Origin of the sequence: Citrobacter sp. RHBSTW-00887 (assembly GCF_013728095.1) — a bacterium.
Classification (GTDB): domain Bacteria; phylum Pseudomonadota; class Gammaproteobacteria; order Enterobacterales; family Enterobacteriaceae; genus Citrobacter; species Citrobacter braakii.
The window spans coordinates 1,652,808-1,674,957 of sequence record NZ_CP056267.1 but is presented as its reverse complement, the minus strand read 5'-3'; the positions used below and the strand labels follow the sequence as shown (position 1 = coordinate 1,674,957).

Sequence of the window (22,150 nt, the reverse complement as noted above, 5' to 3'; positions counted from 1 at the left end):
ATCATGGGTTTGTTCGATAAACTGAAATCTCTGGTTTCTGATGATAAGAAAGACACCGGAACTATTGAGATTGTTGCTCCGCTCTCTGGCGAGATCGTCAACATCGAAGACGTGCCGGATGTAGTTTTTGCTGAAAAAATCGTTGGTGATGGCATCGCTATCAAACCAACCGGTAACAAAATGGTCGCCCCTGTTGATGGCACCATCGGCAAAATCTTTGAAACCAACCACGCTTTCTCTATCGAATCCGACAGCGGCATTGAGCTGTTTGTTCACTTCGGTATTGATACCGTTGAACTGAAAGGCGAAGGCTTTAAGCGCATCGCTGAAGAAGGTCAGCGCGTTAAAGTGGGCGACCCGGTTATTGAATTCGATCTGCCGCTGCTGGAAGAAAAAGCCAAGTCTACCCTGACTCCGGTTGTTATCTCCAACATGGACGAAATCAAAGAGCTGATCAAACTGTCCGGTAGCGTGACAGTGGGTGAAACTCCGGTTATCCGCATCAAGAAGTAATTCTTGCTGCAGAGAAGAATGGCGCCTGATGGCGCCATTTTTTTATCTGGCAGACCTCAAAATCTGCCGGATAACGCTAAATTTGTGAGGTGACTGGTCGGTAACACGCCTCGCGCATCAGGATTTTCATCCCTTCCGGCCCGCTTTCCAGCATCCGTCGCTCCGAATCCGCCACTAACAGTTCACAATTGTAGCCACCCGCGATGCCAAACATGGCCCGCGCCACACAGATATCTTCCAGCGCCGTTGCCCCGCTGGTGTCAAAATGTCCAACCATACGCCCATTCTGGCGAACCACCAGCCGGTAACTCTTCATCGCGCCTCCCCTGCCGGTGGCAGAATTAACTCATCACAACCGCACAGATTGGTCCATTTCATCACTTCCAGTACGCGCTGTGCTGCATCGTGCGTCGCGGTTGTCAGCGCTTTACCCAGCACAATACCGCTCACCAGCTCAGCACAAAACAGATCGCCAGTTCCCTTCAGATCCGTTTTAACCCGTGGATGAGCGAACACCTCAACCGTTTCAGCCGTCACTACCGCCACGTTAATAATATCTTCGCTATCCCCCGGCGCACTGGTGATCACCACCCATTTCAGCGTTTCGGTAAGCAGCGATTGCGCCGCCGTGATGGCTTCATCAAGCGTACGACACGGCTTTCCGCTCAGCATTTGCAGTTCAAACACGTTCGGCGTCAGTCCCTGAGCCAGCGGCAGCAGGTGCTGACGGTAGGCCTGCGGAATTTCAGCTTTTACATACATACCGCTGTCCGTATCGCCAATCACCGGGTCAACCAAAATGCACACTGTCGGATGCGTAGCCCGCACCGTTTTCAGCCACTGTGCTAACAGAGCGATTTGCTCTGCACTGCCCATATAGCCTGTCGTCACCGCCTTCAGCTCGCGTAAAGCATCACGCTCATTCAAGGCGCGGAGATACCCGCTAAACCAGTCGGCTGGAATAACGCCGCCGTAAAATGTTTCATAATGCGGGGTATTACTGAACAGCACCGTTGGCACTGCCGTCACGCGTAATCCCTGCGCTTTAATGGCTGGAACGGCGATGCTGTTGCCTACGCTGCCATAGACCACCTGTGACTGGACGGCGACGATATCGGTCTGTAACGCCCGATGCTTGTCGCCGAAGAGCACTGACTGAATATCACTCCCCTGCTCCATAAATTTCTCCTCTCGCTGGACAGCGGGCTTACGCCTCACTATTATCGTCATATGCTAAAATTCATTTTGTCATAGGTCAATAATGATCGACGGAAAAACCGCTAACGAAATTTTTGACAGTATTCGTCAACATGTCGCTACAGGCACGTTGGCGGCAGGAGAAACGTTGCCGCCGGTGCGTGAACTGGCAACAGCATTGAACGTTAACCGTAATACTGTCGCGGCGGCTTATAAACGCCTGGTCACCTCCGGGCTGGCACAAAGCCAGGGACGTAACGGCACGGTAATCAAGGGGATTTCAGCCCCCGTTGCGCTGGAAGGCGGCAATCCGGATACCGCGCTTATCGATCTTTCCGGCGGTAATCCAGCCCCCGCGCGTCTTCCCGATCTCAGCCGTTATTTCGCGCAAATAAATAAGAATCCTCGTTTGTACGGTGATGCCGCTGTATCACCCGGCCTTAAGGCGTGGGCCGCGCAATGGATGCAAGATGCGATGCCAGCCACGGGAGAAATTGATATCACCAGCGGCGCCATTGATGCCATTGAGCGCCTACTGTGCGCCCATTTACTGCCTGGCGACAGCGTAGTGGTAGAAGATCCATGCTTTTTGAGCAGCATCAACATGCTGCGTTATGCCGGATTCTCCGCCAGTCCGGTCAACGTTGACAGCGAAGGCATGCAGCCAGACATGCTGGAAATCGCGCTACAGAAAGGCGCGCGGGCAGTGATTCTGACGCCGCGCGCCCATAACCCGACAGGATGCAGTCTGAGCGCATCCCGCGCGGCGCAATTGCAGGAAATCCTGGCCCGCTATCCGCAGACGCTGGTGATCGTCGACGACCACTTTGCGCTGCTGTCCGCATGTCGTTGGTATCCGGTGATTGCGAAGGAAACCACGCACTGGGCGATTGTCCGCTCAATGTCGAAAACTTTAGGCCCGGATTTACGCCTGGCCATCGTTGCCAGCGATCCACTCACTTCCGCGAAACTGCGTTTACGGCTCAACGCCGGCAGTCAGTGGGTCAGCCATCTGCTGCAGGATCTGGCCTGCGCCTGCCTGAGTGACGAGACTTATCAACACACGCTGGCGCAAACTCAGCAGTTTTACGCCGCCCAGCAGCAAAAGCTGACAGCGGCTCTGCGGCTTCATGGCATTACGCTGCCCGACTGCGACGGTCTTAATCTGTGGCTGCCGCTAGAAGATAACAGCCAGGCGATCGCTTTTGCGCTGGCAAAGTCCGGCTGGCTGGTACGTGAAGGCGAAGTGTTTGGCGTCAATACGCCTGCGCATGGCTTGCGCATTACGCTGTCAACATTAGCAGACAGCGACATTGATAAGCTGGCGACTGATATCCATCAGGCGCTAAAGCGCTAACAGGAGAGAAAAAGTGCGAGTTCATTTTGTTATTCATGAGTCTTTCGAATCTGCTGGCGCGTACCTGCCGTGGGCCGAATCACGCGGCTATACCATCAGTTGGTCGCGCGTTTACGCCGGAGAAACTGTTCCCGCTAATGCCGATGGCTTCGATATGCTGGTGGTATTTGGTGGGCCGCAGTCACCCCGCACCACGCTCGCAGAGTGCCCATACTTTGACTCTCAGGCAGAGCAACATCTGATAAACCAGGCGATTGCGGCACGTAAAATCGTGGTGGGGATCTGTTTGGGGTCGCAGTTAATCGGCGAAGCACTGGGCGCGAAGGTGTGCCAAAGCCCGGAAAAAGAGATTGGTCACTATCCGATCGCCCTGACCGAGGCAGGCCAACAGCATCCGTTGTTCAGCCATTTCGGCTCACCGCTCAACGTGGGTCACTGGCACAATGACATGCCGGGATTAACCGACCAGGCGACAATTCTTGCCACAAGCGAGGGATGTCCGCGACAAATAGTGCAATACGGTAATTTCGTCTATGGTTTTCAGTGCCATATGGAGTTTACCGCCGAAGCGGTCGAAGGATTAATTCAGCACTCTGAGCAAGAACTGGCCGAAGCGAAAGGGAAGCGCTTTATTCGCGCTGTTGAAGAGATGCGCACCTGGGATTACCAGCAGATGAATGAGACGCTGTGGCAATTCCTTGATAAGTTGGTAGAAAAACGTAACGATTGAACAGTGCGGGCCGGAGAAGACACTTTGCGTCGTCATCCGGCGAGCGTGCCGTACGGTTGCCTGCTAGCGCTACGCTTATCAGGCCTACAAATTAAATACCTAATCCCTGGCTGAAATGCTCTTCGCCAAAGACCCCGGTGGAAAGGTAGCGATCGCCGCGATCGCAGATGATCGCCACCACCACCGCCCCCGGTGTCGCGCGCGCCACGCGTAACGCGCCCGCAACCGCGCCGCCAGAACTCACTCCGCAAAAAATCCCTTCGCGAACGGCCAGTTCACGCATGGTGTTTTCCGCATCGTTCTGATGAATATCCAGCACCTCATCCACCAGCGAGGCGTTGAAAATGCCCGGCATATATTCCGCTGGCCAGCGACGAATGCCCGGAATACTACTGCCTTCTTCCGGCTGCAGGCCAACGATGGTGACGGGTTTGTCCTGTTCACGCAGAAAACGCGATACGCCGGTAATGGTGCCTGTCGTCCCCATGCTGGAGACGAAATGGGTAATACGGCCTGACGTCTGCTGCCAGATTTCGGGTCCGGTAGTCGTGTAGTGCGCATACGGGTTATCAGGATTATTAAACTGATCGAGAAGTTTACCTTCTCCGCGCTGCGCCATCTCAAGGGCTAAATCACGCGCCCCTTCCATCCCCTGCTCTTTGGTCACCAGAACCAGTTCAGCCCCGTAAGCACGCATCGCCGCACGTCGCTCCTGGCTCATGTTGTCTGGCATCAGGAGCTTCATGCGGTAGCCTTTCAGCGCGGCAATCATCGCCAGCGCAATACCCGTATTACCACTGGTAGCCTCAATCAGCACGTCGCCTGGCTGAATTTCCCCGCGCTTTTCCGCTTCAACGATCATCGACAACGCCGCGCGGTCTTTCACCGAACCTGCGGGATTGTTGCCTTCCAGCTTGACCCAAATTTCACTGCCGTTTTCCGCCGTCAGACGTTGTAATTTCACCAGAGGCGTATTGCCAATTGTTTGTTCTAATGTGTTCACGTTTTCAGCTCAATAAAATGCCGGGTGGCGCTGCGCTTACCCGGCTTACAGGTCATGCACCACCCGTTAAGCCCGGTAAGCGCAGCGCCACCGGATGATAACTATACGAATTAACCTATCAGGCACTTTGCGCCAGGGCAAGTTCCTCTTCACGCGTTTCAATACGCTGGTCGCCATTATACAAACGCGCATTTTGCAGCCCAACAAACAGACGTTCGCCGCGGTTCGGGGAATCATCGCCCTGCATAATCACCGTCAGCGGTTCGTTATACCACCCCAAGGGTTGCACAACTAATTGGGTGTAGTGTCCTTTCGGGCTGGCTTCCAGCACCTGTACCGGCAACGGCGAATCCAGACTGGTACGACGGCTGACGTCCACTTCCCACGGACGCAGGAACAGATCCACCGGGCCCTGATAGCCAGGCGTATAGCCCAGCGGCCAGCGATGTGCGCCCACGTGGAATTGTCCACCGCGAATCGTCCCTTGCAGGCGGTTAACTTCACCCATAAATTCCAGGACAAAACGGGTAGCCGGTTCGCGCCATACCTGATCGGGCGCATCGGCCTGCTCGATATGACCCTGGCTCATCACCACCACGCGGTCTGCGACTTCCGTCGCTTCTTCCTGATCGTGGGTAACAAACACGCTGGTGAACTTCAGCTCTTCATGCAGCTGACGCAGCCAGCGACGCAGTTCTTTACGCACCTGAGCATCGAGCGCGCCAAACGGCTCGTCGAGCAACAAGATCTGCGGCTCTACCGCCAGCGCACGCGCCAACGCCACGCGCTGCTTTTGCCCCCCGGAAAGCTGTGCCGGGAAACGGTCCGCCAGATGAGCCAGTTGAACCATCTCCAGCAGTTTGGTCACTTTTGCTTTGATCGTCGCCGCATTCGGGCGCTCACGCCGTGGCAGAACAGTCAGACCAAAAGCGATATTGTCGAAAACAGTCATATGACGAAACAGCGCATAGTGCTGAAACACGAACCCCACCTTACGGTCGCGGGCGTGCAAACGACTAACGTCAGTGCCGTGGAAACGGATATGCCCGCTGGACTGATGCTCCAGCCCGGCGATGATGCGCAGCAGCGTGGTTTTGCCCGATCCAGAAGGTCCCAACAGGGCGACCATCTGACCTGAAGGAATATCCAGCGAGATATCGTTCAGCACCTGGGTGCGACCAAAAGACTTCTTAATATTGGCAATCTCAATGCTCATGATTTTCCTCCTGCTGCTCGCGTTTCTCCTGGTTTTCCAGGCGCCATTGCAACATGCTCTTCAAAAACAGGGTAATAATCGCCATCAGCGTTAATAGCGCCGCGGCGGTAAAGGAGCCGACTGTGTTGTAGTCCTGCTCCAGTAATTCAATCTGTAACGGCAGAGACAAGGTTTCACCGCGAATCGAGCCAGAAACCACCGATACCGCGCCAAACTCGCCAATCGCACGGGCGTTGGTCAGCACCACACCGTACAGCAATGCCCAACGGATATTCGGCAGCGTAACGCGACGGAACATTTGCCAGCCGGAGGCGCCAAGCAGAACCGCCGCCTCATCTTCATGGCTGCCCTGGCTTAACATCACCGGCACCAGTTCGCGCACCACAAACGGACAGGTCACGAACACCGTCACCAGCACCATTCCCGGCCAGGCAAACATAATTTGCAGGTTGTGTTCATCCAGCCATCCGCCAAGCGGGCCGTTAGAGCCGTAAAACAGCAGATAGACCAGGCCAGCGACCACCGGTGAAACGGCAAATGGAATATCCAGTAATGTGAGCAACAACTGGCGTCCAGGGAAGTTAAAGCGGGTCACCAGCCAGGCCAGTAACACGCCAAACACCAGGTTCACCGGCACCACAATCAGCGCAATCAGCACCGTCAGCCAGATGGCGTGCAGCATGTCCGGATCAGCCAGGTTCTGTAATACCGGCATCAACCCCTTGCTGAACGCCTGCACGAAGATGTAAACCATCGGCACCAGCAAAATAAAGGCGGATACCAGCATGCCCGTGCCGATCAGAAACCATTTCCCCCAGTTGATGCGGGGTGCGCCATAACGTTTCAATTGGGTAATGTCTGCCATCAGTGACCTACCACGCGTCGACCAAAGCGACTTTGCAGGGTGTTAATTGAAAACAGCAGCAGCAACGAAGCCCCGAGGATCACAGATGCAATCGCGCTGGCGGCCGGGTAGTCAAACTCCTGCAAACGAACAAAAATCATCAGCGAGGTCACTTCCGTTTTCCATGCGATGTTTCCGGCGATAAAGATAACCGCGCCAAACTCACCGAGGCTGCGGGTAAACGAGAGCGCAACGCCCGCGACTAGCGCGGGAGACAGCTCCGGCAGTACCACTTTACGAAAGCTCTGCCAGCGCGTAGCGCCGAGCGTTTCCGCCGCTTCTTCATACTCCGGACCTAACTCTTCCAGCACCGGCTGCACGGTACGCACCACGAATGGAATGCTGGTAAAAGCCATCGCCACCGCAATGCCAAGCCAGGTGTAGGTCACTTTAATATCCAGCTTCGCCAGCCACTCGCCGTAGAAACCATTGACCGAAAACAGCGATGCCAGCGTCAGACCTGCTACCGCCGTAGGCAGCGCAAACGGCAGATCCATCAGCGCATCCAGCAGCGTACGGCCCGGAAAGCGATAGCGGGTTAAGATCCACGCCATCAGCAAACCAAACACGCCGTTAAAAATCGACGCCACAAACGCCGACAGCAGCGTCACTTTATAAGCCGCCACCACCTGCGGGTTGGTAATCACATCCCAGTATTGCGCCCAGCTCATTTGCGCCAATTGCATCACCAGCGCGCTAAGCGGCAGCAGCAAAATCAGGCAGACAAACAGTAAGCTGGTGCCCAAACTTAAGGTAAAGCCGGGCAGCACGCGTCGGGAAGAAACAGCAAACATTTACTTACGCCCCGCCGCCAACAGTTTGTCCAACTCACCGCCGCTGACAAAGTGCGTTTTCATTACCTCAGGCCACGAGCCAAACCTGTCTTCCACGCGGAAAAGTTCGGTCTGCGGGAATTTATCCTGCAGTTTGTCCATCACCTGCGGGTTATTCACGCGGTAGTAGAAATCGGTAATGATGGTTTGCGCCTGCGGGCTGTACAGCCAGTTCAGGTAAGCTTTTGCCGCTTTTTCAGTACCGTTAGCCTGCACATTTTTATCTACCCAGGCCACCGGGAACTCCGCCAGAATGTTGACCTTCGGCACCACCACTTCGAAGCCCTGGTCTTCATACTGTTTACGGATGTTGTTCACTTCTGATTCAAAGGTGATCAGCACATCGCCCAGGCCGCGTTCCACGAATGTGGTGGTTGCCCCGCGACCGCCGGTATCAAACACTTCCACGTTTTTCAGAAACTGGGTCATGAACTGTTCAGTTTTGGCTTTATCCCCACCATCCGCTTTATCTGCCGCGCCCCACGCAGCCAGATAGGTATAACGCGCGTTACCGGAGGTTTTCGGATTCGGGAAAATCAGTTTCACGTCCGGGCGAACCAGGTCGTTCCATTCGTGGATATTCTTCGGATTACCCTTACGCACCAAAAACGCCATGGTGGAATAGAATGGCGAACTGTTATTCGGCAGACGGCTTTGCCAGTCGGCCGGAATCAGCTTGCCTTTGTCATGCAGGATCTGCACATCGGTCACCTGGTTATAGGTCACCACATCGGCTTTCAGCCCCTGCAGAATCGCCAGCGCCTGTTTTGATGACCCGGCATGAGATTGTTTAATCGTCAGTTTGTCACCGCCGTTATCCTTCGCCCATTGCTGTTCAAACGGCGGGTTAAGGGCGGCAAACAGCTCGCGAGAGACATCGTATGAACTGTTCAGCAGCTCCGTTGCCTGCGCCTGACCCACCAGCAGCAGCATTGCTGCCAGCGTCAGGGTTCTTTTTTTCAGTAAGTTAACGGCCATTGCGCACCCTTATAAATTTAATGACTTTCTTATGGTCATCATATTTATAACCAGTGCTAAAGGAGTAACGGTTTTATATACCGTTTGATGATTTGAAAGTTGAAAAGAGAATAAGGGTACCTCCTCCCCAGCGCACGGGGAGGAGACCGGCATCAATCAGACGCCGACGCTAACGCTTTCAGGCAGGGTGCTGCCGCCATCAATCACGTTTTGCGTGCCAGTTAAGTAACTGGACTCATCCGACGCCAGGAATGCCGCCAGTTCACCGACCTCAAGTGGGCAGGCCAAGCGGCGCATCGGGATCGCTTTTGCCATTTCGACTAATACGGATTCAGGATCCTCCGGATTAGACTGACGAGCGATATTTTCCGCCATCGGCGTACGAACGTAGCCCGGGCAAATAGCATTAACGCGAATGCCGGACTGCGCGTATTCCACCGCCAGAGATTTGGTCAAACCGATGATTGCGGCTTTCGACAGCGCGTAGGCCGTTTCGCCCGGATCGGCAACCATATCGCCGGTCACAGAGGACATCATTACGATGCGCCCGTCTTTGCGCGCAATCATCTCCGGCAGAACGGCTTTCGTCACATTCCAGACGCCTTTAATGTTGATATCAATGTGGAAATCGCGATCTTCATCGCTCATATCAAGGAAGTTGCCGAGGCGACATACGCCCGCATTGTTGACCAGAATATCGATTTTGCCTTCAATCTTCTTCGCGCGTTTTACCGCTTCCGTGACCGACGCAAAATCTCTGACGTCAGCGTGAACGGCGGTGCAACGGTGCCCGCGCCCAGCCAACTCATCCGCCAGTTTTTCAATCTCATCGGAGATATCCAGCAGGATTAGGTTCGCGCCATGGCGGGCAAATGTTCTGGCGATCCCTTCGCCAATACCCTGAGATGCGCCCGTAATCAATGCTGTTTTGCCCGTGAGTTTTCCCATTTCAATATTCTCCTTTTGAATATGAAGCATTCGCTTCATTCACGCAGAAGATACAGCAATAACAAATAAGTGCTGAGGAATAGCTCACTAAATCAGGTTAATCTCAGGTAAAAAAAATCCCCGGCGTTGCGGGGACCCAACGGTAAACATGCTCTGACCAGGTTAACAGAAGACTTAAAGCCGTTTTTCCAGCAAATGTGCTCTCATCAACTCCGATGCCATCTGCGCATCCCCTTTTTTAATATGAAACAGTATTTCCCTCTGTTTTGCCGCCGTATCAAGAAAATACTGACGATCGTTCGCAGGTAACGACTCCCTTGTTTTCTCAAAATAAGTAATGAGGACATCAGAGAAAACCTGCAGCACCCGGTTGCCACTCGCCTGTAGCAAGAGCAAATGAAAATCTCTATCGTGACGATCGGCCACCTGGGGGTTATCCGCATTCTCTTCAATAAGCCTTAGCTCATTTTCAAGTTTGGAGAGCATCGCCGGGAAAATTCTACGCGTTGCCAGAGGGATAATCGCGCATTCAATCAGGATCCTTGCCTCTGTAAATTCTGTGATATCAAACCCAGACAAATCAAACTGCATTAACAACTGGTGATTTATGTTGTGCTGTTCCAAATTCTTCATGACGCTGCCACGACGAGGAGATCGTTCCAACATTCCCATCTGTACCAGTGTGCTAAGCGCCTGACGAACTTTATATCTTGATGTATTAAAACGAACGGCAAGCTCAGTTTCAGTTTCAATGCGACCATCAGCATTGCGGTTAGCTTCATCAAGCAGATAATTTTTAATACTTTCAAACAGTTCGTTTTTGTTATCCATAAACACTCTCGGATTAAAGTGCTGCAAAACTGATGAGTATAAATAATCTAATAAGTTAGATTGCTTAATATACTGTTATGGTAAGATTATAGCCCCTATTATTCAAATTATACCAAGCCATTTGTTAATAAAAAGGAATTAATTATGGTGTTATTCGTAACTCAGTTTGCGATAGTACTTATATGTATCGGTATAGGTGGGCGTTTTGGTGGGATTGGCCTGGGGGCTGCTGGCGGGTTAGGACTCGCTATCCTGACTTTTGGTTTTGGACTCCCTCCCGACTCACCTCCTTTCACTGTTATTTCTATTATCCTTGCGGTTATCACTTGCATCACAATCCTCCAGGCGGCTGGCGGGCTTGATTTATTCGTTACGATGGCAGAACGGATCCTCAGAAAGTGGCCGGGCGCGATCACTTTCCTCGGCCCCGCAGTCGCTTACCTTTTTACTGCTATCTGCGGAACAGGATATGTTGCCTTTTCGGTTTATCCAGTCATTGCTGAAATTGCAGCAGATGCCAGAGTACGGCCAGAGAGAGCCATGTCGATGTCAGTAATCGCTGCCAATTTTGGGCTTATTGCCAGCCCGGTCAGTGCGGTCGTTACAGGGACAATTGCTGTCCTTGCTGGATTACATGTCTCTGCTTTAGATATCTTGTTAGTCACCGTTCCCGGAACGTTCCTTGGCTGCGTTGTCGGCTGCCTGTACGTCTTTAAAAGAGGTCATGAGCTTAAAAATGATCCGGAATTCCAACGCAGGGTTGCTGAAGGTGAGTTTGAATCAGTAAAAGCTGAAGAGCGAACAGCCAATATAGTGACAAAAGAGGCGAAGAGAGGATTGCTGATTTTCCTTACCGGTATCATTCTGGTCGTACTTATGGGTTCAATTCCTGAATTACGTCCTGAATGGAATAACGGTACCGGAATGGAGCGTATGAGTATCCCTACCACGCTGCAAATAGTTATGCTGACAACAGCATGTATTATTATGATGGTATGTCGAATTTCTCCGTCAAAACTCGATTCAGGTTCCGTCTTTAAAGCAGGTCTTGTGGGTGTTGTCGCCATATTTGGTCTGTCATGGATGATGAACTCCTTTTTTGAGGCATGGCACGAATTATTTAACACGGCTTTCCACGGTTTCCAGAATCCAGTCTTGTTCGGCATTATTGTTTTTGGTCTTTCAGCCGTAATTTATAGCCCCGCAGCGACTGCCGTAGCGCTACTCCCCGCTGGCGTGTTAATGGGATATCCGGCAGAAACCCTGGTCGCCCTGCTCCCGCTGACTTGTGGATCATTCATTATTCCAGGGGGGGCACAGATTGGCTGTGTGGCGTTTGATCGTACCGGGACAACTCGAATTGGCAAGTATGTGGTTAATCACAGCTACATGCTACCTGGTCTTGTCACCGTTGTAGCATCAACTCTTTTTTGCTTCCTTTTTTCCAAAATGCTGATGTAGTGAGAGATCAATTTAATTGTGGTAAACCTTTTCTTCATGGCATCCCCACTGAATGAATTCAGAGAGGATGCCTGTTACTTACTTCTGAATAGCGCCACTGCAATTTTCCATAGAATGTACTTTACAGAACAACCTGAGCAATGAGATAAGCAAAAATTACCTGAGAGATAACCATCACAAAGCCCGGACGAATATAGCTATGGTTGACAACAAAGCGTCCAATCTTTGTGGTACCTGTTCGATCAAATGCAACACAGCCGATTTGATTTGCTCCAGGTATAATAAAGTCACCACAGGTACAAGCAAAAATAGCGATAAGAAACGGGGCTGGAATACCTAAGGTAACACCGAGTGGCATGATGGCGGCTACCGTCGCCGCCGGGCTCATAATGACCAGCGAGAACAAGAATACAACCACACCAAATAGCATTGGTGCATCATTGACAATGCCACCAAAAACCTTAATCAGTTCTGGCTGATAGGCATCAAAAAACGTCGCCGTCATCCATGAAACACCGAGTATTGCTACCACTCCCATCAAACCTGCACGGAAGACTGAGCCGCTATTCAAGGTACTACTTGGTACTTTACTGACAATCATAATAAACAAAGCGGCTGTCAACATGACCATCTGAATAACCATTGGGGTTGACAGTCTTTTTCCATCCCAGGAAGGGAGTAACTCTGTAAAAGAACCTAAAATAAGTACCAGTACCACACCAATCGCAAAGATAACGACACCTTTTTTAGCGCCAGCTGAAGCAACAAATTCTTTTTTCTGCTCAGTATGCATGAACTCATATTCGCCAGCAGCAACTCTCCTCTGGAATTCCGGATCATCCTCCAGCTCTTTTCCGCGTTTATAAACTGAAAAGCTGGTAACAATAGCTGCCATAAAGAATGATGGGAGAGCAATCGTCAGTATTTGCCCAAGGCTAATCCCGGCATATTCATGCAGAATAGCCAGCATCCCCGCGGTTGCCGCACTCATCGGACTGGCAGCAACCGCGACACTGGCCGCAATAACCGTTGCAGACAACGCTCGCTCCGGACGGACCTTTGCTTCAGCAGCAACTTCAGCGACAACCGGATACAAAGAGAAAGCAACGTAAGTAGTCCCACAGAATAGCGTAAATATAGAAGTTAATATGGGGGCAACAAAAGTAATTGCCTGTGGTTTTTTACGGAGTAATTTTTCAGCCACGCGCACCAGATAATCAAGCCCACCAGCGGCCTGTAATACGCTGACAGCGCCAATCACACAAATAATAATTAGCATTGCAGTAATAGATGGTGCGGAGGGTTTTAGTCCAAAACCCAGAACTAATATTGCAACACCAAGTCCTCCACCAGCACCCAGCCCCATTCCGCCATAACGCCCGCCTATACCAATACAGGCGAGTACAATAAATAATTGTATAAAAAATAAAGCATCCATTTTTCACCTCAAAGCGTCTCCCGGATATTGCATCCGGGAGATATTAATTACTATGCTCGGGATTAGTTTAAATATGATTTAGCAATTTCAATCTGTTTTTTAACAGCATCAGTCCCTGTGCCACCATAAGACATTCTTGATTTAATACATGCTTCGAGAGATATACTCTCATAAATATCATTTTCGATTTTATCATCAAATGTGTGGAATTCATCCAGGGTAAGCTCTTCCAACATTTTTCTATGTTTTATACAGTAATTAACAGCACTGCCAACAATATGGTGAGCTTCTCTAAAAGGAATGCCTTTACGAACCAGGTAGTCAGCCATATCGGTTGCGTTTGAAAATCCTCTTGCCGCTGCGCTGCGAGTATTATCTGAAAGAATAACCATTTTTTCGAGCATCGGCGCCATAATTTTCAGACTGGTCTGTAAGGTATCCATAGAGTCATAGACCTGCTCTTTATCCTCACTCATATCAGTATTATAGGCCAGAGGGATACCTTTCATAATGGTCAACATCGCCATTAGATTTCCGTACATACGCCCCCCTTTGCCGCGCATTTTTTCAGCCACGTCGGGGTTTTTCTTCTGTGGCATGATGCTGGAACCGGTACAGAAATCATCTGAAAGCTCAATAAATTTAAAATCCTGACTTGAGAATAAAACCAGTTCTTCTGACAAACGGGTAAGATGCATAAAGCACATAGCAGCGGCGGCAGTGAATTCAACCATATGGTCACGATCGCTGACAGAATCAATACTGTTTTCAGTCGGTTTGTCAAAGCCAAGCTCTTTAGCCGTGAAATCACGATCAATGGGGAAAGTAGTACCGGCAAGGGCTGCTGAACCTAAAGGGCATTCCCCCATGCGTTGATAAAGGTCTGCAAAACGAGTCCAGTCACGGCGTAACATCCAATAATATGCCATTATCCAGTGCGACAGCAGAATAGGCTGACCGGTCTGTAAATGAGTATAGCCAGGCATGATCGCATTAATGTTATTTTCAGCTTTGCTGATAATAACTTTTTGTAGATGAACGATATCCTGCTGAATTTCACGAATAGTCGATCTCATGTGCATTTTCGAATCGACAGTCGTCTGGTCATTACGACTGCGGCCGGTATGTAGCTTCCCGCCTACAGGACCAATTATTTCTGTCATACGTCTTTCTATCGCCATATGAATATCTTCATCAACGGTATCAAAAACGAATTGCCCTTCCTCAATCTCTTTATTGACCTGCCTTAACCCGCCAATAATCGCATTCGCTTCATCCTGCGTGATAATCCCCTGACGGCCCAGCATAGTGGCGTGAGCAATACTCCCCTGAATATCAAAAGGGCAGAGACGTTGTTCCAGCATAATTGTCGCATTATAAGATTCGACCAGTTTATTTGTAGGCATATCAAAACGCCCACCCCATAATTTTGTAGACATAAAACCTCCGATGACCCTTTGTTGCAAAATGGTTAAATATAAATTCCGTTATTTTTCGGTCATTTTCAGATTACAAGACAGTCATTTTAATTGTCAACAAATGAAGGCATTAAATCAATTTATAGAGAAATTAATTACACTTATTATTTATTTTGTTTTCATAAATTGCATTAAAAAACCTGATCTTCCTCACATTTAAATTGTGATTTAATTCAGATATATTCAGAATTTTTAAAGTAATAAATTGGTATTAATAGTTTATTAATTCTAAATAATTCCATTTAATACCGTTGTCATAACCGAGAAACTGGCAGGTAAATAATAATGAACGTGGGAGGTGATTTTTCAGGATAAGCGTCAACGCGAGTGCATTATCAGCATAGCGGACGTTGGGTGATTCGGGGGAGAGCTATATTGTGCCAGATGGCGGCATCAGCGCCATCTGGCATAAAAAAATTACAGGGCCAGCAAACGATCCAGCGATGGCGCGAAATAATAGCCGCCGGTCACCGGTTTAGTGAAACGCAGCATCGCATCGCGCTTGCCGTCAGTGTCGCCAAACATGCTCAGCAGTTGCTGCTCGATGTTGTGCAAACGGGCGCAATAGGCACAGAAATAGAGGCCGTGCGTACCGCTGGCGGTGCCGTATGGCAGGCTCTGGCGCACAATTTTCAGTCCTTTACCGTCTTCTTTGAGATCGACACGGCTCAGGTGAGAAGTAACCGGACGGTCATCACCGTCGATCTCTTCGTTGGCTTCCTTGGTACGCCCAATCATCATTTCCTGGTCATGAATGCTCATGCGGTTAAGCTGCTTCAGGTTATGTTCCCAACGCTGCACAAACACATAGCTGCCGCCAGCATCCACGCCATCTTTAATAACCGCGACTTCACGGCGCGTTTCAACGCCTGCCGGGTTTTCAGTACCGTCAACAAAGCCGCTGAGATCGCGCTCTTCAACCCAACGGAAACCGTGGATCTCTTCTTTGACTTCAATAAAGTCGCCAAAGGCTTCCATTGCCGCCTGTGCAACGGAGAAATTCACGTCATGACGCAAAGAGAGAATATGAATCAGCACATCATACTGGGTGGCTGGCGCAAGACCTTTACCGTAAGGGATAAAGTCTTTTAACTCTTCTGCGCCAACGCCGCCGCTCAGTGTACGCCAGGTGTTGTTGCCAAAAGCAACAACCGCGCCCAGATGCGCATCCGGGAACTTCGCTTCAAAGGTCGCCAGCTTATCGGCGAAGGTTTTGCTGGCCCCACGCAGGGCCTCAACGTCGCCTTTAACATTGGCTTCAATCCAAATCGCCGCACGGCAATGTTCTGGCAAAATGCCACTCTGAACCTGAGACATTGTTCCTCCTGAAAAAAAAGATGCCACGACATCGTGGCATTGATGGGCGCTATTCTACCTGTTTTTTTAACAAGCCGATTTGTTCAGACGCAAATTAACGCCGCCAGATAATTTTGCTTACTTTCCATGCTTTCAACGTATCGTCAGACGGCATTAAGCCCTCAGGCCCGCTCCACTCACCGGAAAAGACGTAGCTAATATGTTGACTTCCTTCAGCTTTACATTCAACGCCCGCGCTGTCATCGCCAGTCGCCTTCTGACAATTACCAAAGGCTTTAGTGTAAAGGTCGCTAAACGGTGTACCGATTTCGACACCCGCAGAAGAGGGAATATCGCTGTCGACTACATCAATACGGCTAATCGTTCCCTGATTGCCATTGATGACCATCGCCAGCTTGTCATCTTTCATCGCTTCATAAAAGCGCACCACATTACCGTTATCGGTCTTCATCCCGCTACGCAGGCGGTAATCACCGTCCAGCGCATCAGCAATGGTTTTTTCATCCAGCGGGGTTGCGCCAGTCAACGCTCCGACGCCCTGCTCAGTGACCTGCGTTGAAGAACCAAACCAGTTCCACGGATTGGCGGCAGACCAGTTCACCGATGACAACGTTGAACACCCGGTCAATAGCAGCGGCATCGCGCATAAAGTCAAACGCAGTGATTTCATTTCACTTCCTTCCTTATTTATCAACGTTGCTTGGAGTCCGGTTTCGCCAAAAAGTGCCGTTATTCTTTCTCGAGCGAAAAACAGGCGCGCAGACGTTGATTAGTTAACAGCCAGATCAGCGCAACGACATCCGCCACCAGTAGCGCCAGCCCGACGCCGTTGACCGGATCGCCTGCCAGCCACATCACCGGCTGCCAGCACAGTAGCACCAGTTGAGCGAGGATCAGTAATCCTCGCAGCCAGCGCCATACCACCGGAAACGCAAAGCGTCGCCCGCTGAGTAAAAATGCTAATACCGCGGGAATGCCGGGAAGCAAACCCAGCCAGAAAGCGTCGTGATCGGGATAAAACAGATTCAGTAGCGTGTTGCCTTGCTCACGGGAAGAACCGGCAATCACAAACAGAACCCAGGTGCGCGCCTGCAGCAGCAGCACGCACCAGAAGAGAAAAGGCAGGCGCAGACGCCCATGAGCGTCATAGTCGGCCGGATGAAACTCAGTACTCTTCATCTTCGATCAAACGCTTGCCCAGATTGAGTACATCCGCATGTTCATAACCCAGACGTTCATACATACCCTGTACGACGTCATTATCGTCACGCACCATAATTTGAATCTTCGGACAACCGCGGGCAATGAGCTTTTTCTCCAGCCGGTTGAGCAGCGCATTGGCAATGCCGCGACCGCGAAACTCAGGATGCACGCCCAGGTAATAGGCCGAGCCGCGATGCCCGTCATATCCGCCCATCACCGTACCGACCACCTCGCCATTCACTTCAGCGACCAGGAACAAGCTGACGTCATGATTGAGTTTACGCTCAATGTCCATTTCAGGGTCGTTCCATGGACGCAGCAAATCACAGCGCTCCCAGAGGGTGATCACCTCTTCGAAATCTTCCTGGCGAAAAACGCGTATTTCCATGGTATTGGTTACCTTTTCAGGACGTTAAAAAGCGATTATGGCGCGAACGGCTGATTTAGCCAATATCTGACGCGAAGCGGCGGAAAAAATGGCATAATACGGAATTGTCACGTATTGAAATGAAAAGTAAAACAATTCTTATCCCGATCCGTCGCAACGGACAACGCGATACGATATAACGTTTAGAACCTTTTTTTACAACTCAGGCCGTATGAGCACTTTTAAACCACTAAAAACACTCACATCGCGCCGCCAGGTGTTGAAAGCCGGGCTGGCCGCCCTAACGCTGTCAGGCATGTCGCAAGCCATCGCTAAAGAAGAAGCGCTTAAGACCAGCAATGGACACAGCAAACCGAAAGCGAAAAAAGCCGGCGCTAAGCGCGTTGTTGTCCTTGATCCGGGTCACGGAGGGATTGATACCGGCGCAATTGGTCGCAATGGGTCGAAGGAAAAGCACGTGGTACTGGCGATTGCCAAAAACGTGCGCTCGATTCTACGCAACCAGGGGATTGATGCGCGCCTGACGCGCTCCGGCGATACATTTATTCCGCTTTACGATCGCGTCGAGATCGCACATAAGCATGGCGCGGACCTGTTCATGTCGATCCACGCCGATGGTTTTACCAATCCGAGCGCTGCAGGTGCGTCGGTCTTTGCGTTGTCCAATCGCGGTGCCAGTAGCGCCATGGCGAAGTATCTGTCCGATCGTGAAAACCGGGCCGATGAAGTGGCCGGGAAGAAGACCACCGATAAAGACCATTTGCTGCAGCAGGTGCTGTTCGATCTGGTGCAAACGGATACCATTAAAAACAGCCTGACGTTAGGCTCGCATATTCTCAAGAAGATCAAGCCGGTACACCGTCTTCACAGCCGCAGCACGGAACAAGCCGCCTTCGTGGTGCTAAAATCACCATCAATTCCGTCGGTACTGGTCGAAACCTCGTTCATTACCAACCCGGAAGAAGAACGTCTGCTGGGTACGGCGGCATTTCGCCAGAAAATCGCCACCGCTATCGCCAATGGCATCATCAGCTATTTCCACTGGTTTGATAACCAGAAAGCACACTCGAAGAAACGTTAACCATGAAGCCCGATGCACAGCGCGTAAAACAGTTCCTGCTCAGCCTGCAAGATGATATTTGCCAGCAGTTATCCGCCGTAGACGGCGCCGAGTTTGTTGAGGATAACTGGCAACGTGAAGCAGGCGGCGGCGGGCGCAGCCGGGTGCTGCGTAACGGCGGTATTTTCGAGCAAGCGGGCGTCAACTTCTCCCACGTTCACGGCGAGGCAATGCCGGCCTCGGCTACCGCCCATCGCCCCGAGCTTGCGGGACGCAGCTTTGAGGCCATGGGCGTCTCGCTGGTGGTACATCCGCAGAATCCCTACATTCCGACCAGTCATGCCAACGTGCGATTTTTTATCGCGGAAAAACCGGGCACTGACCCGGTCTGGTGGTTTGGCGGCGGCTTTGACTTAACGCCCTACTACGGCTTTGATGAGGATGCGGTTCACTGGCACCGCACGGCGCGAGATCTGTGCCAGCCGTTCGGCGAAGACGTTTATCCCCGTTACAAGAAGTGGTGCGATGACTACTTCTTCCTCAAGCATCGCAACGAACAGCGCGGCATTGGCGGGCTGTTTTTCGATGATTTGAATACGCCGGATTTCGACCACGGCTTCGCCTTTATGCAGGCGGTAGGTCAAGGCTATACCGAAGCGTATCTACCTATTGTTGAGCGCCGCAAAGCAATGAGCTGGGGCGAACGTGAACGCAATTTTCAGCTTTACCGTCGCGGACGCTATGTGGAATTTAACCTGGTGTGGGATCGCGGCACGTTATTCGGTCTGCAGACCGGCGGCCGTACGGAATCGATTCTGATGTCGATGCCGCCGCTGGTGCGCTGGGAGTATGACTGGCAGCCGGAAGCGAACAGCCCGGAAGCCGCCCTTAGCGAGTTTATTCAGGTGCGCGACTGGGTGTAGCCCCAGACAATACCAGCCCCCAGGCCGGATAAAACGCATTTGCGTCGCATCCGGCACATTCATCGCATCATGCCCACTGGCGCATGCGCTGATGCAGCGTCAATGAAGGTTTTTCCGCAAACAGCTGCTGGTAGTCGGTGGCAAATTGCCCTAAATGCCAGAATCCCCACTGCATCGCGGCGTCTTTCACCGTCGTACTCTGCGACCACGGGCTTATCAGCTCGCGACGTACGGCGTTCAGGCGAATGCGTTTTAACCAGGCATTCGGACCGATACCAAGGATCGCGTGAAAGGCGTTTTGCAACGTCCGGCGGCTGACGTGCAGTTGATTACACAGATCGAGCACAGTCAGCGGTTCTGACATATTTTCCAGCACATATTCCCGCGCACGCGACAGCAGGCGACGATAGCTCTGATGGCTGATGCTCTCAGCCGTGATAATCGGCTGCGCCTCCTCCAACATAGTGCCCATCGCCAGCAGCAGGTTATCGCCCAGCACTTTGCGTACCGCAGGTTGATGGAGGTTTTCCGGATTTTCGCTAAACGTCGCCAGCGCCTGCTGCACAAAGCCCCATAACGCGGCTTTGTGTTGTTCTTTAACTTCCAGCGCCGACTGGTTGCGCAGCATATGCAGCACTCTTTCCGGGTTATGCAGGAAGTTGGCCTGACGGGCAATCGCCTCTTCCGAAATGACGACACCCAGAATGGTGTAATCATCCGGCGTACTCAGTTCAAACTCTGTCCCGCCAGGGCGGGTGGCAATTTCAGCGCTCCCCAGACACTGGGTGCCAATAAATCCCTGTTCGCCGCGCGTGGCCGGAATACCAAACCAGAAAGAGTTCGGCCAGACAAGACACGACTGACGTAACGCCAGTCCGGTGTATTCACGGAACACCTGAATATCATCGAGCAGGATTTCCGTGAACTCGCCATGAAATTTTCCCGGATGTAACTGGTCGTAGATCTGCTGCCATGCGGTAATCGTCAGCGCATGCTCATACACATCCGTTGTTCGCCGCTGGTGAACGTTGTCCACCTCCACTTTCGGCGTAAGTTTAACGTCTTCGGGTAATGCTTCATGATAAAGATGGTGCAGGTTTGCAGTACGGTTCTTTTTCATGATCTTTTAAGCCGGAAGCTTCAACGAAGCCCCCGGCCCTCCGACAGGTTAATTTTTTAAGCGATAGCGACTACTGCGTTTACGCAACGCTCCGTCAGAAAAGAGCTGTTCCAGCGCCTTTCTGGCTTCATCAAGTGACCAGCCAAAGTGGGCAGCCACTTCCCCTGCCGTCATTCCTTGACGGACCGATGCCAACAGCGTCAGAAGTTGATCAGAGGATTCAGGCGTCAACGGGGCGTCCTGCGTCTTCTGCGTTTTTACATCTGTTTTCACTTCTGGCTTCTGTTCTGGTTTCTTCGGCTGGCGCTTAAAACCGCCGATCAGCCACTGGGTATCATCGTCCGGTCGGCCGATTTCCTTACGGCTGATAACACGGCCTGTACGCGCAGCAGCGGCGCTACCGGCATCCAGCGCTGCGCGGCACGCCGCCAGATCGCCTTCCACCACCAGCGTCAACCGGCCAGGATCGAGCACTTCGTGGCTAAGCAGGCGCACGTTCGCGGCTTTCAGCATGGCATCCGCCGCATCCACGGCAGCGACCATGCCATCCACTTCCAGTAATCCCAGTGCATTGATCATCACAACCTCTCTTACGCGCGCTGGATTGGGTTACGGGCAATATCCAGAACGGCATCGGCAAAGGCGTTACATGCAGCTTTACAAGCGGCCTGGCTACCGGTCATAAACGCAGCCGAATAGTTGGTTTCTGACGGTGGCGGAACGTAAGTCACCAGTTGTACATCGGCCGATTTCAGCGCAGCATCAATACCAAATGTCGCTTCCAGCGGCGGCGCCACCAGATACGCCATCGGATCGCCAAGCCGGCATCCTGCGGTCGCCGAGAGATACGAGCCGGTACGCGAAACCACATGCGCCAGGAAGGCGGTATCTTCTGCGTCATTCGCCCACTGAAACGCCGCGCCGCTTTCAATATTGGCTACCATCGCGTCCAGACCTGCGCGAACTTCTGCCGGGTTGGGTCCACCGAGCATAATCAGCACTTCACCCGAAGTTGGAGAGGGACTGTGCACCGCGCCGGCATACAGCGAGCGGCCATAAACCACTTCCACCATTGCCTGTTTTGTCGCTTCGTCTGCGGCAATATACGCCACGTCATCAGAATCTGCTGTGATGAGTCCGAGGCTACGTATATGTGGCGGTAATTTAAGTTCACGGGCAAAACCGTCATTTACCGAGGCAATCACGCGCATTGCGGTGACAGAAGGTCTAATCAAATCTAATGCTGGCATGA

General features: G+C 51.7%; 24 protein-coding genes. 6 read left to right on the top strand and 18 right to left on the bottom strand.

The window, feature by feature from the left end:
* Positions 1-3: 3 nt before the first annotated feature.
* A complete protein-coding gene (gene crr / locus HV314_RS07935; protein ID WP_000522253.1) occupies positions 4-513 on the top strand; it encodes a PTS glucose transporter subunit IIA in 510 nt (169 codons plus the stop codon).
* Positions 514-589: 76 nt separating this feature from the next.
* Here the strand turns inward: crr and HV314_RS07930 are convergent, their stop codons facing one another.
* Together HV314_RS07930 and pdxK are read right to left on the bottom strand one after the other, a co-directional pair.
* A complete protein-coding gene (locus HV314_RS07930) occupies positions 590-829 on the bottom strand; it encodes a hypothetical protein (protein ID WP_016153926.1) in 240 nt (79 codons plus the stop codon).
* A complete protein-coding gene (pdxK, locus tag HV314_RS07925) occupies positions 826-1,692 on the bottom strand; it encodes a pyridoxine/pyridoxal/pyridoxamine kinase (RefSeq protein WP_047499829.1) in 867 nt (288 codons plus the stop codon). The genes HV314_RS07930 and pdxK overlap by 4 nt, the downstream gene beginning before the upstream one ends.
* A gap of 82 nt (positions 1,693-1,774) precedes the next feature.
* Here pdxK and ptsJ point away from each other — a divergent pair, with 82 nt between their 5' ends.
* Positions 1,775-3,067 carry a MocR-like B6 salvage transcription factor PtsJ gene (gene ptsJ / locus HV314_RS07920; RefSeq protein WP_131351107.1) on the top strand — a complete coding sequence of 431 codons (1,293 nt, stop codon included), beginning with the start codon at positions 1,775-1,777 and terminating at the stop codon, positions 3,065-3,067.
* A gap of 13 nt (positions 3,068-3,080) precedes the next feature.
* Positions 3,081-3,797, top strand: coding sequence for a type 1 glutamine amidotransferase (locus HV314_RS07915; RefSeq protein ID WP_016157091.1), 717 nt, complete (start codon positions 3,081-3,083; stop codon positions 3,795-3,797).
* A 91-nt stretch (positions 3,798-3,888) separates the two neighbouring features.
* Here the strand turns inward: HV314_RS07915 and cysM are convergent, their stop codons facing one another.
* From cysM to HV314_RS07880, 7 genes are all read right to left on the bottom strand, one after another.
* Positions 3,889-4,800: a cysteine synthase CysM gene (cysM, locus tag HV314_RS07910; protein WP_049270092.1), complete on the bottom strand. Its 912-nt coding sequence runs from the start codon at positions 4,798-4,800 to the stop codon at positions 3,889-3,891.
* 118 nt (positions 4,801-4,918) lie between these two features.
* Positions 4,919-6,016, bottom strand: a complete 1,098-nt coding sequence (cysA, locus tag HV314_RS07905) for a sulfate/thiosulfate ABC transporter ATP-binding protein CysA (RefSeq protein WP_016153931.1) — start codon at positions 6,014-6,016, stop codon at positions 4,919-4,921.
* Positions 6,006-6,881, bottom strand: coding sequence for a sulfate/thiosulfate ABC transporter permease CysW (cysW, locus tag HV314_RS07900; RefSeq protein WP_181547802.1), 876 nt, complete (start codon positions 6,879-6,881; stop codon positions 6,006-6,008). The genes cysA and cysW overlap by 11 nt, the downstream gene beginning before the upstream one ends.
* Positions 6,881-7,714, bottom strand: coding sequence for a sulfate/thiosulfate ABC transporter permease CysT (gene cysT, locus HV314_RS07895; RefSeq protein WP_003038061.1), 834 nt, complete (start codon positions 7,712-7,714; stop codon positions 6,881-6,883). Before cysT ends, cysW begins: the two co-directional genes overlap by 1 nt.
* The gene (locus tag HV314_RS07890) at positions 7,715-8,731 is read right to left on the bottom strand and encodes a sulfate ABC transporter substrate-binding protein (RefSeq protein WP_016153933.1); all 1,017 of its coding nucleotides are present in this window, start codon (positions 8,729-8,731) and stop codon (positions 7,715-7,717) included.
* 156 nt (positions 8,732-8,887) lie between these two features.
* The gene (gene ucpA, locus HV314_RS07885) at positions 8,888-9,679 is read right to left on the bottom strand and encodes an SDR family oxidoreductase UcpA (protein ID WP_016153934.1); all 792 of its coding nucleotides are present in this window, start codon (positions 9,677-9,679) and stop codon (positions 8,888-8,890) included.
* Positions 9,680-9,853: 174 nt separating this feature from the next.
* Positions 9,854-10,510, bottom strand: coding sequence for a FadR/GntR family transcriptional regulator (locus HV314_RS07880; RefSeq protein ID WP_181547800.1), 657 nt, complete (start codon positions 10,508-10,510; stop codon positions 9,854-9,856).
* 144 nt (positions 10,511-10,654) lie between these two features.
* Here HV314_RS07880 and HV314_RS07875 point away from each other — a divergent pair, with 144 nt between their 5' ends.
* Complete coding sequence (locus HV314_RS07875) at positions 10,655-11,971, top strand: anaerobic C4-dicarboxylate transporter family protein (RefSeq protein WP_181547798.1); 1,317 nt, start codon at positions 10,655-10,657, stop codon at positions 11,969-11,971.
* A gap of 121 nt (positions 11,972-12,092) precedes the next feature.
* Here HV314_RS07875 and HV314_RS07870 read toward each other — a convergent pair whose 3' ends face one another.
* From HV314_RS07870 to HV314_RS07845, 6 genes are all read right to left on the bottom strand, one after another.
* Positions 12,093-13,409 (bottom strand): anaerobic C4-dicarboxylate transporter family protein, encoded by a 1,317-nt coding sequence (locus HV314_RS07870; RefSeq protein ID WP_016153937.1) that lies wholly within the window; start codon positions 13,407-13,409, stop codon positions 12,093-12,095.
* 62 nt (positions 13,410-13,471) lie between these two features.
* Positions 13,472-14,848 (bottom strand): argininosuccinate lyase, encoded by a 1,377-nt coding sequence (gene argH / locus HV314_RS07865; protein WP_019077352.1) that lies wholly within the window; start codon positions 14,846-14,848, stop codon positions 13,472-13,474.
* A 456-nt stretch (positions 14,849-15,304) separates the two neighbouring features.
* Positions 15,305-16,204 carry a porphyrinogen peroxidase gene (gene yfeX, locus HV314_RS07860; protein ID WP_181547796.1) on the bottom strand — a complete coding sequence of 300 codons (900 nt, stop codon included), beginning with the start codon at positions 16,202-16,204 and terminating at the stop codon, positions 15,305-15,307.
* 94 nt (positions 16,205-16,298) lie between these two features.
* Positions 16,299-16,874, bottom strand: coding sequence for an RpoE-regulated lipoprotein (locus HV314_RS07855; RefSeq protein WP_016153940.1), 576 nt, complete (start codon positions 16,872-16,874; stop codon positions 16,299-16,301).
* Positions 16,875-16,933: 59 nt separating this feature from the next.
* Positions 16,934-17,383 (bottom strand): DUF2919 domain-containing protein, encoded by a 450-nt coding sequence (locus HV314_RS07850; RefSeq protein WP_181547794.1) that lies wholly within the window; start codon positions 17,381-17,383, stop codon positions 16,934-16,936.
* Complete coding sequence (locus HV314_RS07845) at positions 17,370-17,795, bottom strand: GNAT family acetyltransferase (RefSeq protein ID WP_047501622.1); 426 nt, start codon at positions 17,793-17,795, stop codon at positions 17,370-17,372. Before HV314_RS07845 ends, HV314_RS07850 begins: the two co-directional genes overlap by 14 nt.
* Before the next feature lie 211 nt (positions 17,796-18,006).
* Between HV314_RS07845 and amiA the strand changes: the two genes are divergently transcribed.
* Entirely contained in the window at positions 18,007-18,876 is an 870-nt protein-coding gene (gene amiA, locus HV314_RS07840) for an N-acetylmuramoyl-L-alanine amidase AmiA (RefSeq protein WP_016153942.1), read from the top strand.
* A 2-nt stretch (positions 18,877-18,878) separates the two neighbouring features.
* On the top strand, positions 18,879-19,778 hold the full coding sequence (hemF, locus tag HV314_RS07835; protein ID WP_019077353.1) for an oxygen-dependent coproporphyrinogen oxidase: 900 nt from the start codon (positions 18,879-18,881) through the stop codon (positions 19,776-19,778).
* 67 nt (positions 19,779-19,845) lie between these two features.
* On the opposite strand, the gene eutR is transcribed toward hemF, so the two are convergent.
* From eutR to eutL, 3 genes are read right to left on the bottom strand one after another with little or no spacing between them, the layout of a single operon-like run.
* Complete coding sequence (gene eutR / locus HV314_RS07830) at positions 19,846-20,898, bottom strand: HTH-type transcriptional regulator EutR (protein WP_016153944.1); 1,053 nt, start codon at positions 20,896-20,898, stop codon at positions 19,846-19,848.
* 48 nt (positions 20,899-20,946) lie between these two features.
* A complete protein-coding gene (gene eutK, locus HV314_RS07825; RefSeq protein ID WP_016157100.1) occupies positions 20,947-21,477 on the bottom strand; it encodes an ethanolamine utilization microcompartment protein EutK in 531 nt (176 codons plus the stop codon).
* A gap of 11 nt (positions 21,478-21,488) precedes the next feature.
* The gene (gene eutL / locus HV314_RS07820; RefSeq protein WP_181547792.1) at positions 21,489-22,148 is read right to left on the bottom strand and encodes an ethanolamine utilization microcompartment protein EutL; all 660 of its coding nucleotides are present in this window, start codon (positions 22,146-22,148) and stop codon (positions 21,489-21,491) included.
* Positions 22,149-22,150 lie beyond the last annotated feature (2 nt).

Bases quoted from the DNA above. Each gene is read 5' to 3' on its own strand.
- eutR (WP_016153944.1), bottom strand. From the start codon at position 20,898: ATGAAAAAGAACCGTACTGCAAACCTGCACCATCTTTATCATGAAGCA.
- cysA (WP_016153931.1), bottom strand. From the start codon at position 6,016: ATGAGCATTGAGATTGCCAATATTAAGAAGTCTTTTGGTCGCACCCAG.
- HV314_RS07890 (WP_016153933.1), bottom strand. From the start codon at position 8,731: ATGGCCGTTAACTTACTGAAAAAAAGAACCCTGACGCTGGCAGCAATG.
- eutK (WP_016157100.1), bottom strand. From the start codon at position 21,477: ATGATCAATGCACTGGGATTACTGGAAGTGGATGGCATGGTCGCTGCC.
- pdxK (WP_047499829.1), bottom strand. From the start codon at position 1,692: ATGGAGCAGGGGAGTGATATTCAGTCAGTGCTCTTCGGCGACAAGCAT.
- HV314_RS07880 (WP_181547800.1), bottom strand. From the start codon at position 10,510: ATGGATAACAAAAACGAACTGTTTGAAAGTATTAAAAATTATCTGCTT.
- crr (WP_000522253.1), top strand. From the start codon at position 4: ATGGGTTTGTTCGATAAACTGAAATCTCTGGTTTCTGATGATAAGAAA.
- yfeX (WP_181547796.1), bottom strand. From the start codon at position 16,204: ATGTCTCAGGTTCAGAGTGGCATTTTGCCAGAACATTGCCGTGCGGCG.
- HV314_RS07870 (WP_016153937.1), bottom strand. From the start codon at position 13,409: ATGGATGCTTTATTTTTTATACAATTATTTATTGTACTCGCCTGTATT.
- cysW (WP_181547802.1), bottom strand. From the start codon at position 6,881: ATGGCAGACATTACCCAATTGAAACGTTATGGCGCACCCCGCATCAAC.
- argH (WP_019077352.1), bottom strand. From the start codon at position 14,848: ATGTCTACAAAATTATGGGGTGGGCGTTTTGATATGCCTACAAATAAA.
- hemF (WP_019077353.1), top strand. From the start codon at position 18,879: ATGAAGCCCGATGCACAGCGCGTAAAACAGTTCCTGCTCAGCCTGCAA.
- HV314_RS07845 (WP_047501622.1), bottom strand. From the start codon at position 17,795: ATGGAAATACGCGTTTTTCGCCAGGAAGATTTCGAAGAGGTGATCACC.
- ptsJ (WP_131351107.1), top strand. From the start codon at position 1,775: ATGATCGACGGAAAAACCGCTAACGAAATTTTTGACAGTATTCGTCAA.
- HV314_RS07930 (WP_016153926.1), bottom strand. From the start codon at position 829: ATGAAGAGTTACCGGCTGGTGGTTCGCCAGAATGGGCGTATGGTTGGA.
- HV314_RS07850 (WP_181547794.1), bottom strand. From the start codon at position 17,383: ATGAAGAGTACTGAGTTTCATCCGGCCGACTATGACGCTCATGGGCGT.
- cysT (WP_003038061.1), bottom strand. From the start codon at position 7,714: ATGTTTGCTGTTTCTTCCCGACGCGTGCTGCCCGGCTTTACCTTAAGT.
- ucpA (WP_016153934.1), bottom strand. From the start codon at position 9,679: ATGGGAAAACTCACGGGCAAAACAGCATTGATTACGGGCGCATCTCAG.
- amiA (WP_016153942.1), top strand. From the start codon at position 18,007: ATGAGCACTTTTAAACCACTAAAAACACTCACATCGCGCCGCCAGGTG.
- HV314_RS07855 (WP_016153940.1), bottom strand. From the start codon at position 16,874: ATGAAATCACTGCGTTTGACTTTATGCGCGATGCCGCTGCTATTGACC.
- HV314_RS07875 (WP_181547798.1), top strand. From the start codon at position 10,655: ATGGTGTTATTCGTAACTCAGTTTGCGATAGTACTTATATGTATCGGT.
- eutL (WP_181547792.1), bottom strand. From the start codon at position 22,148: ATGCCAGCATTAGATTTGATTAGACCTTCTGTCACCGCAATGCGCGTG.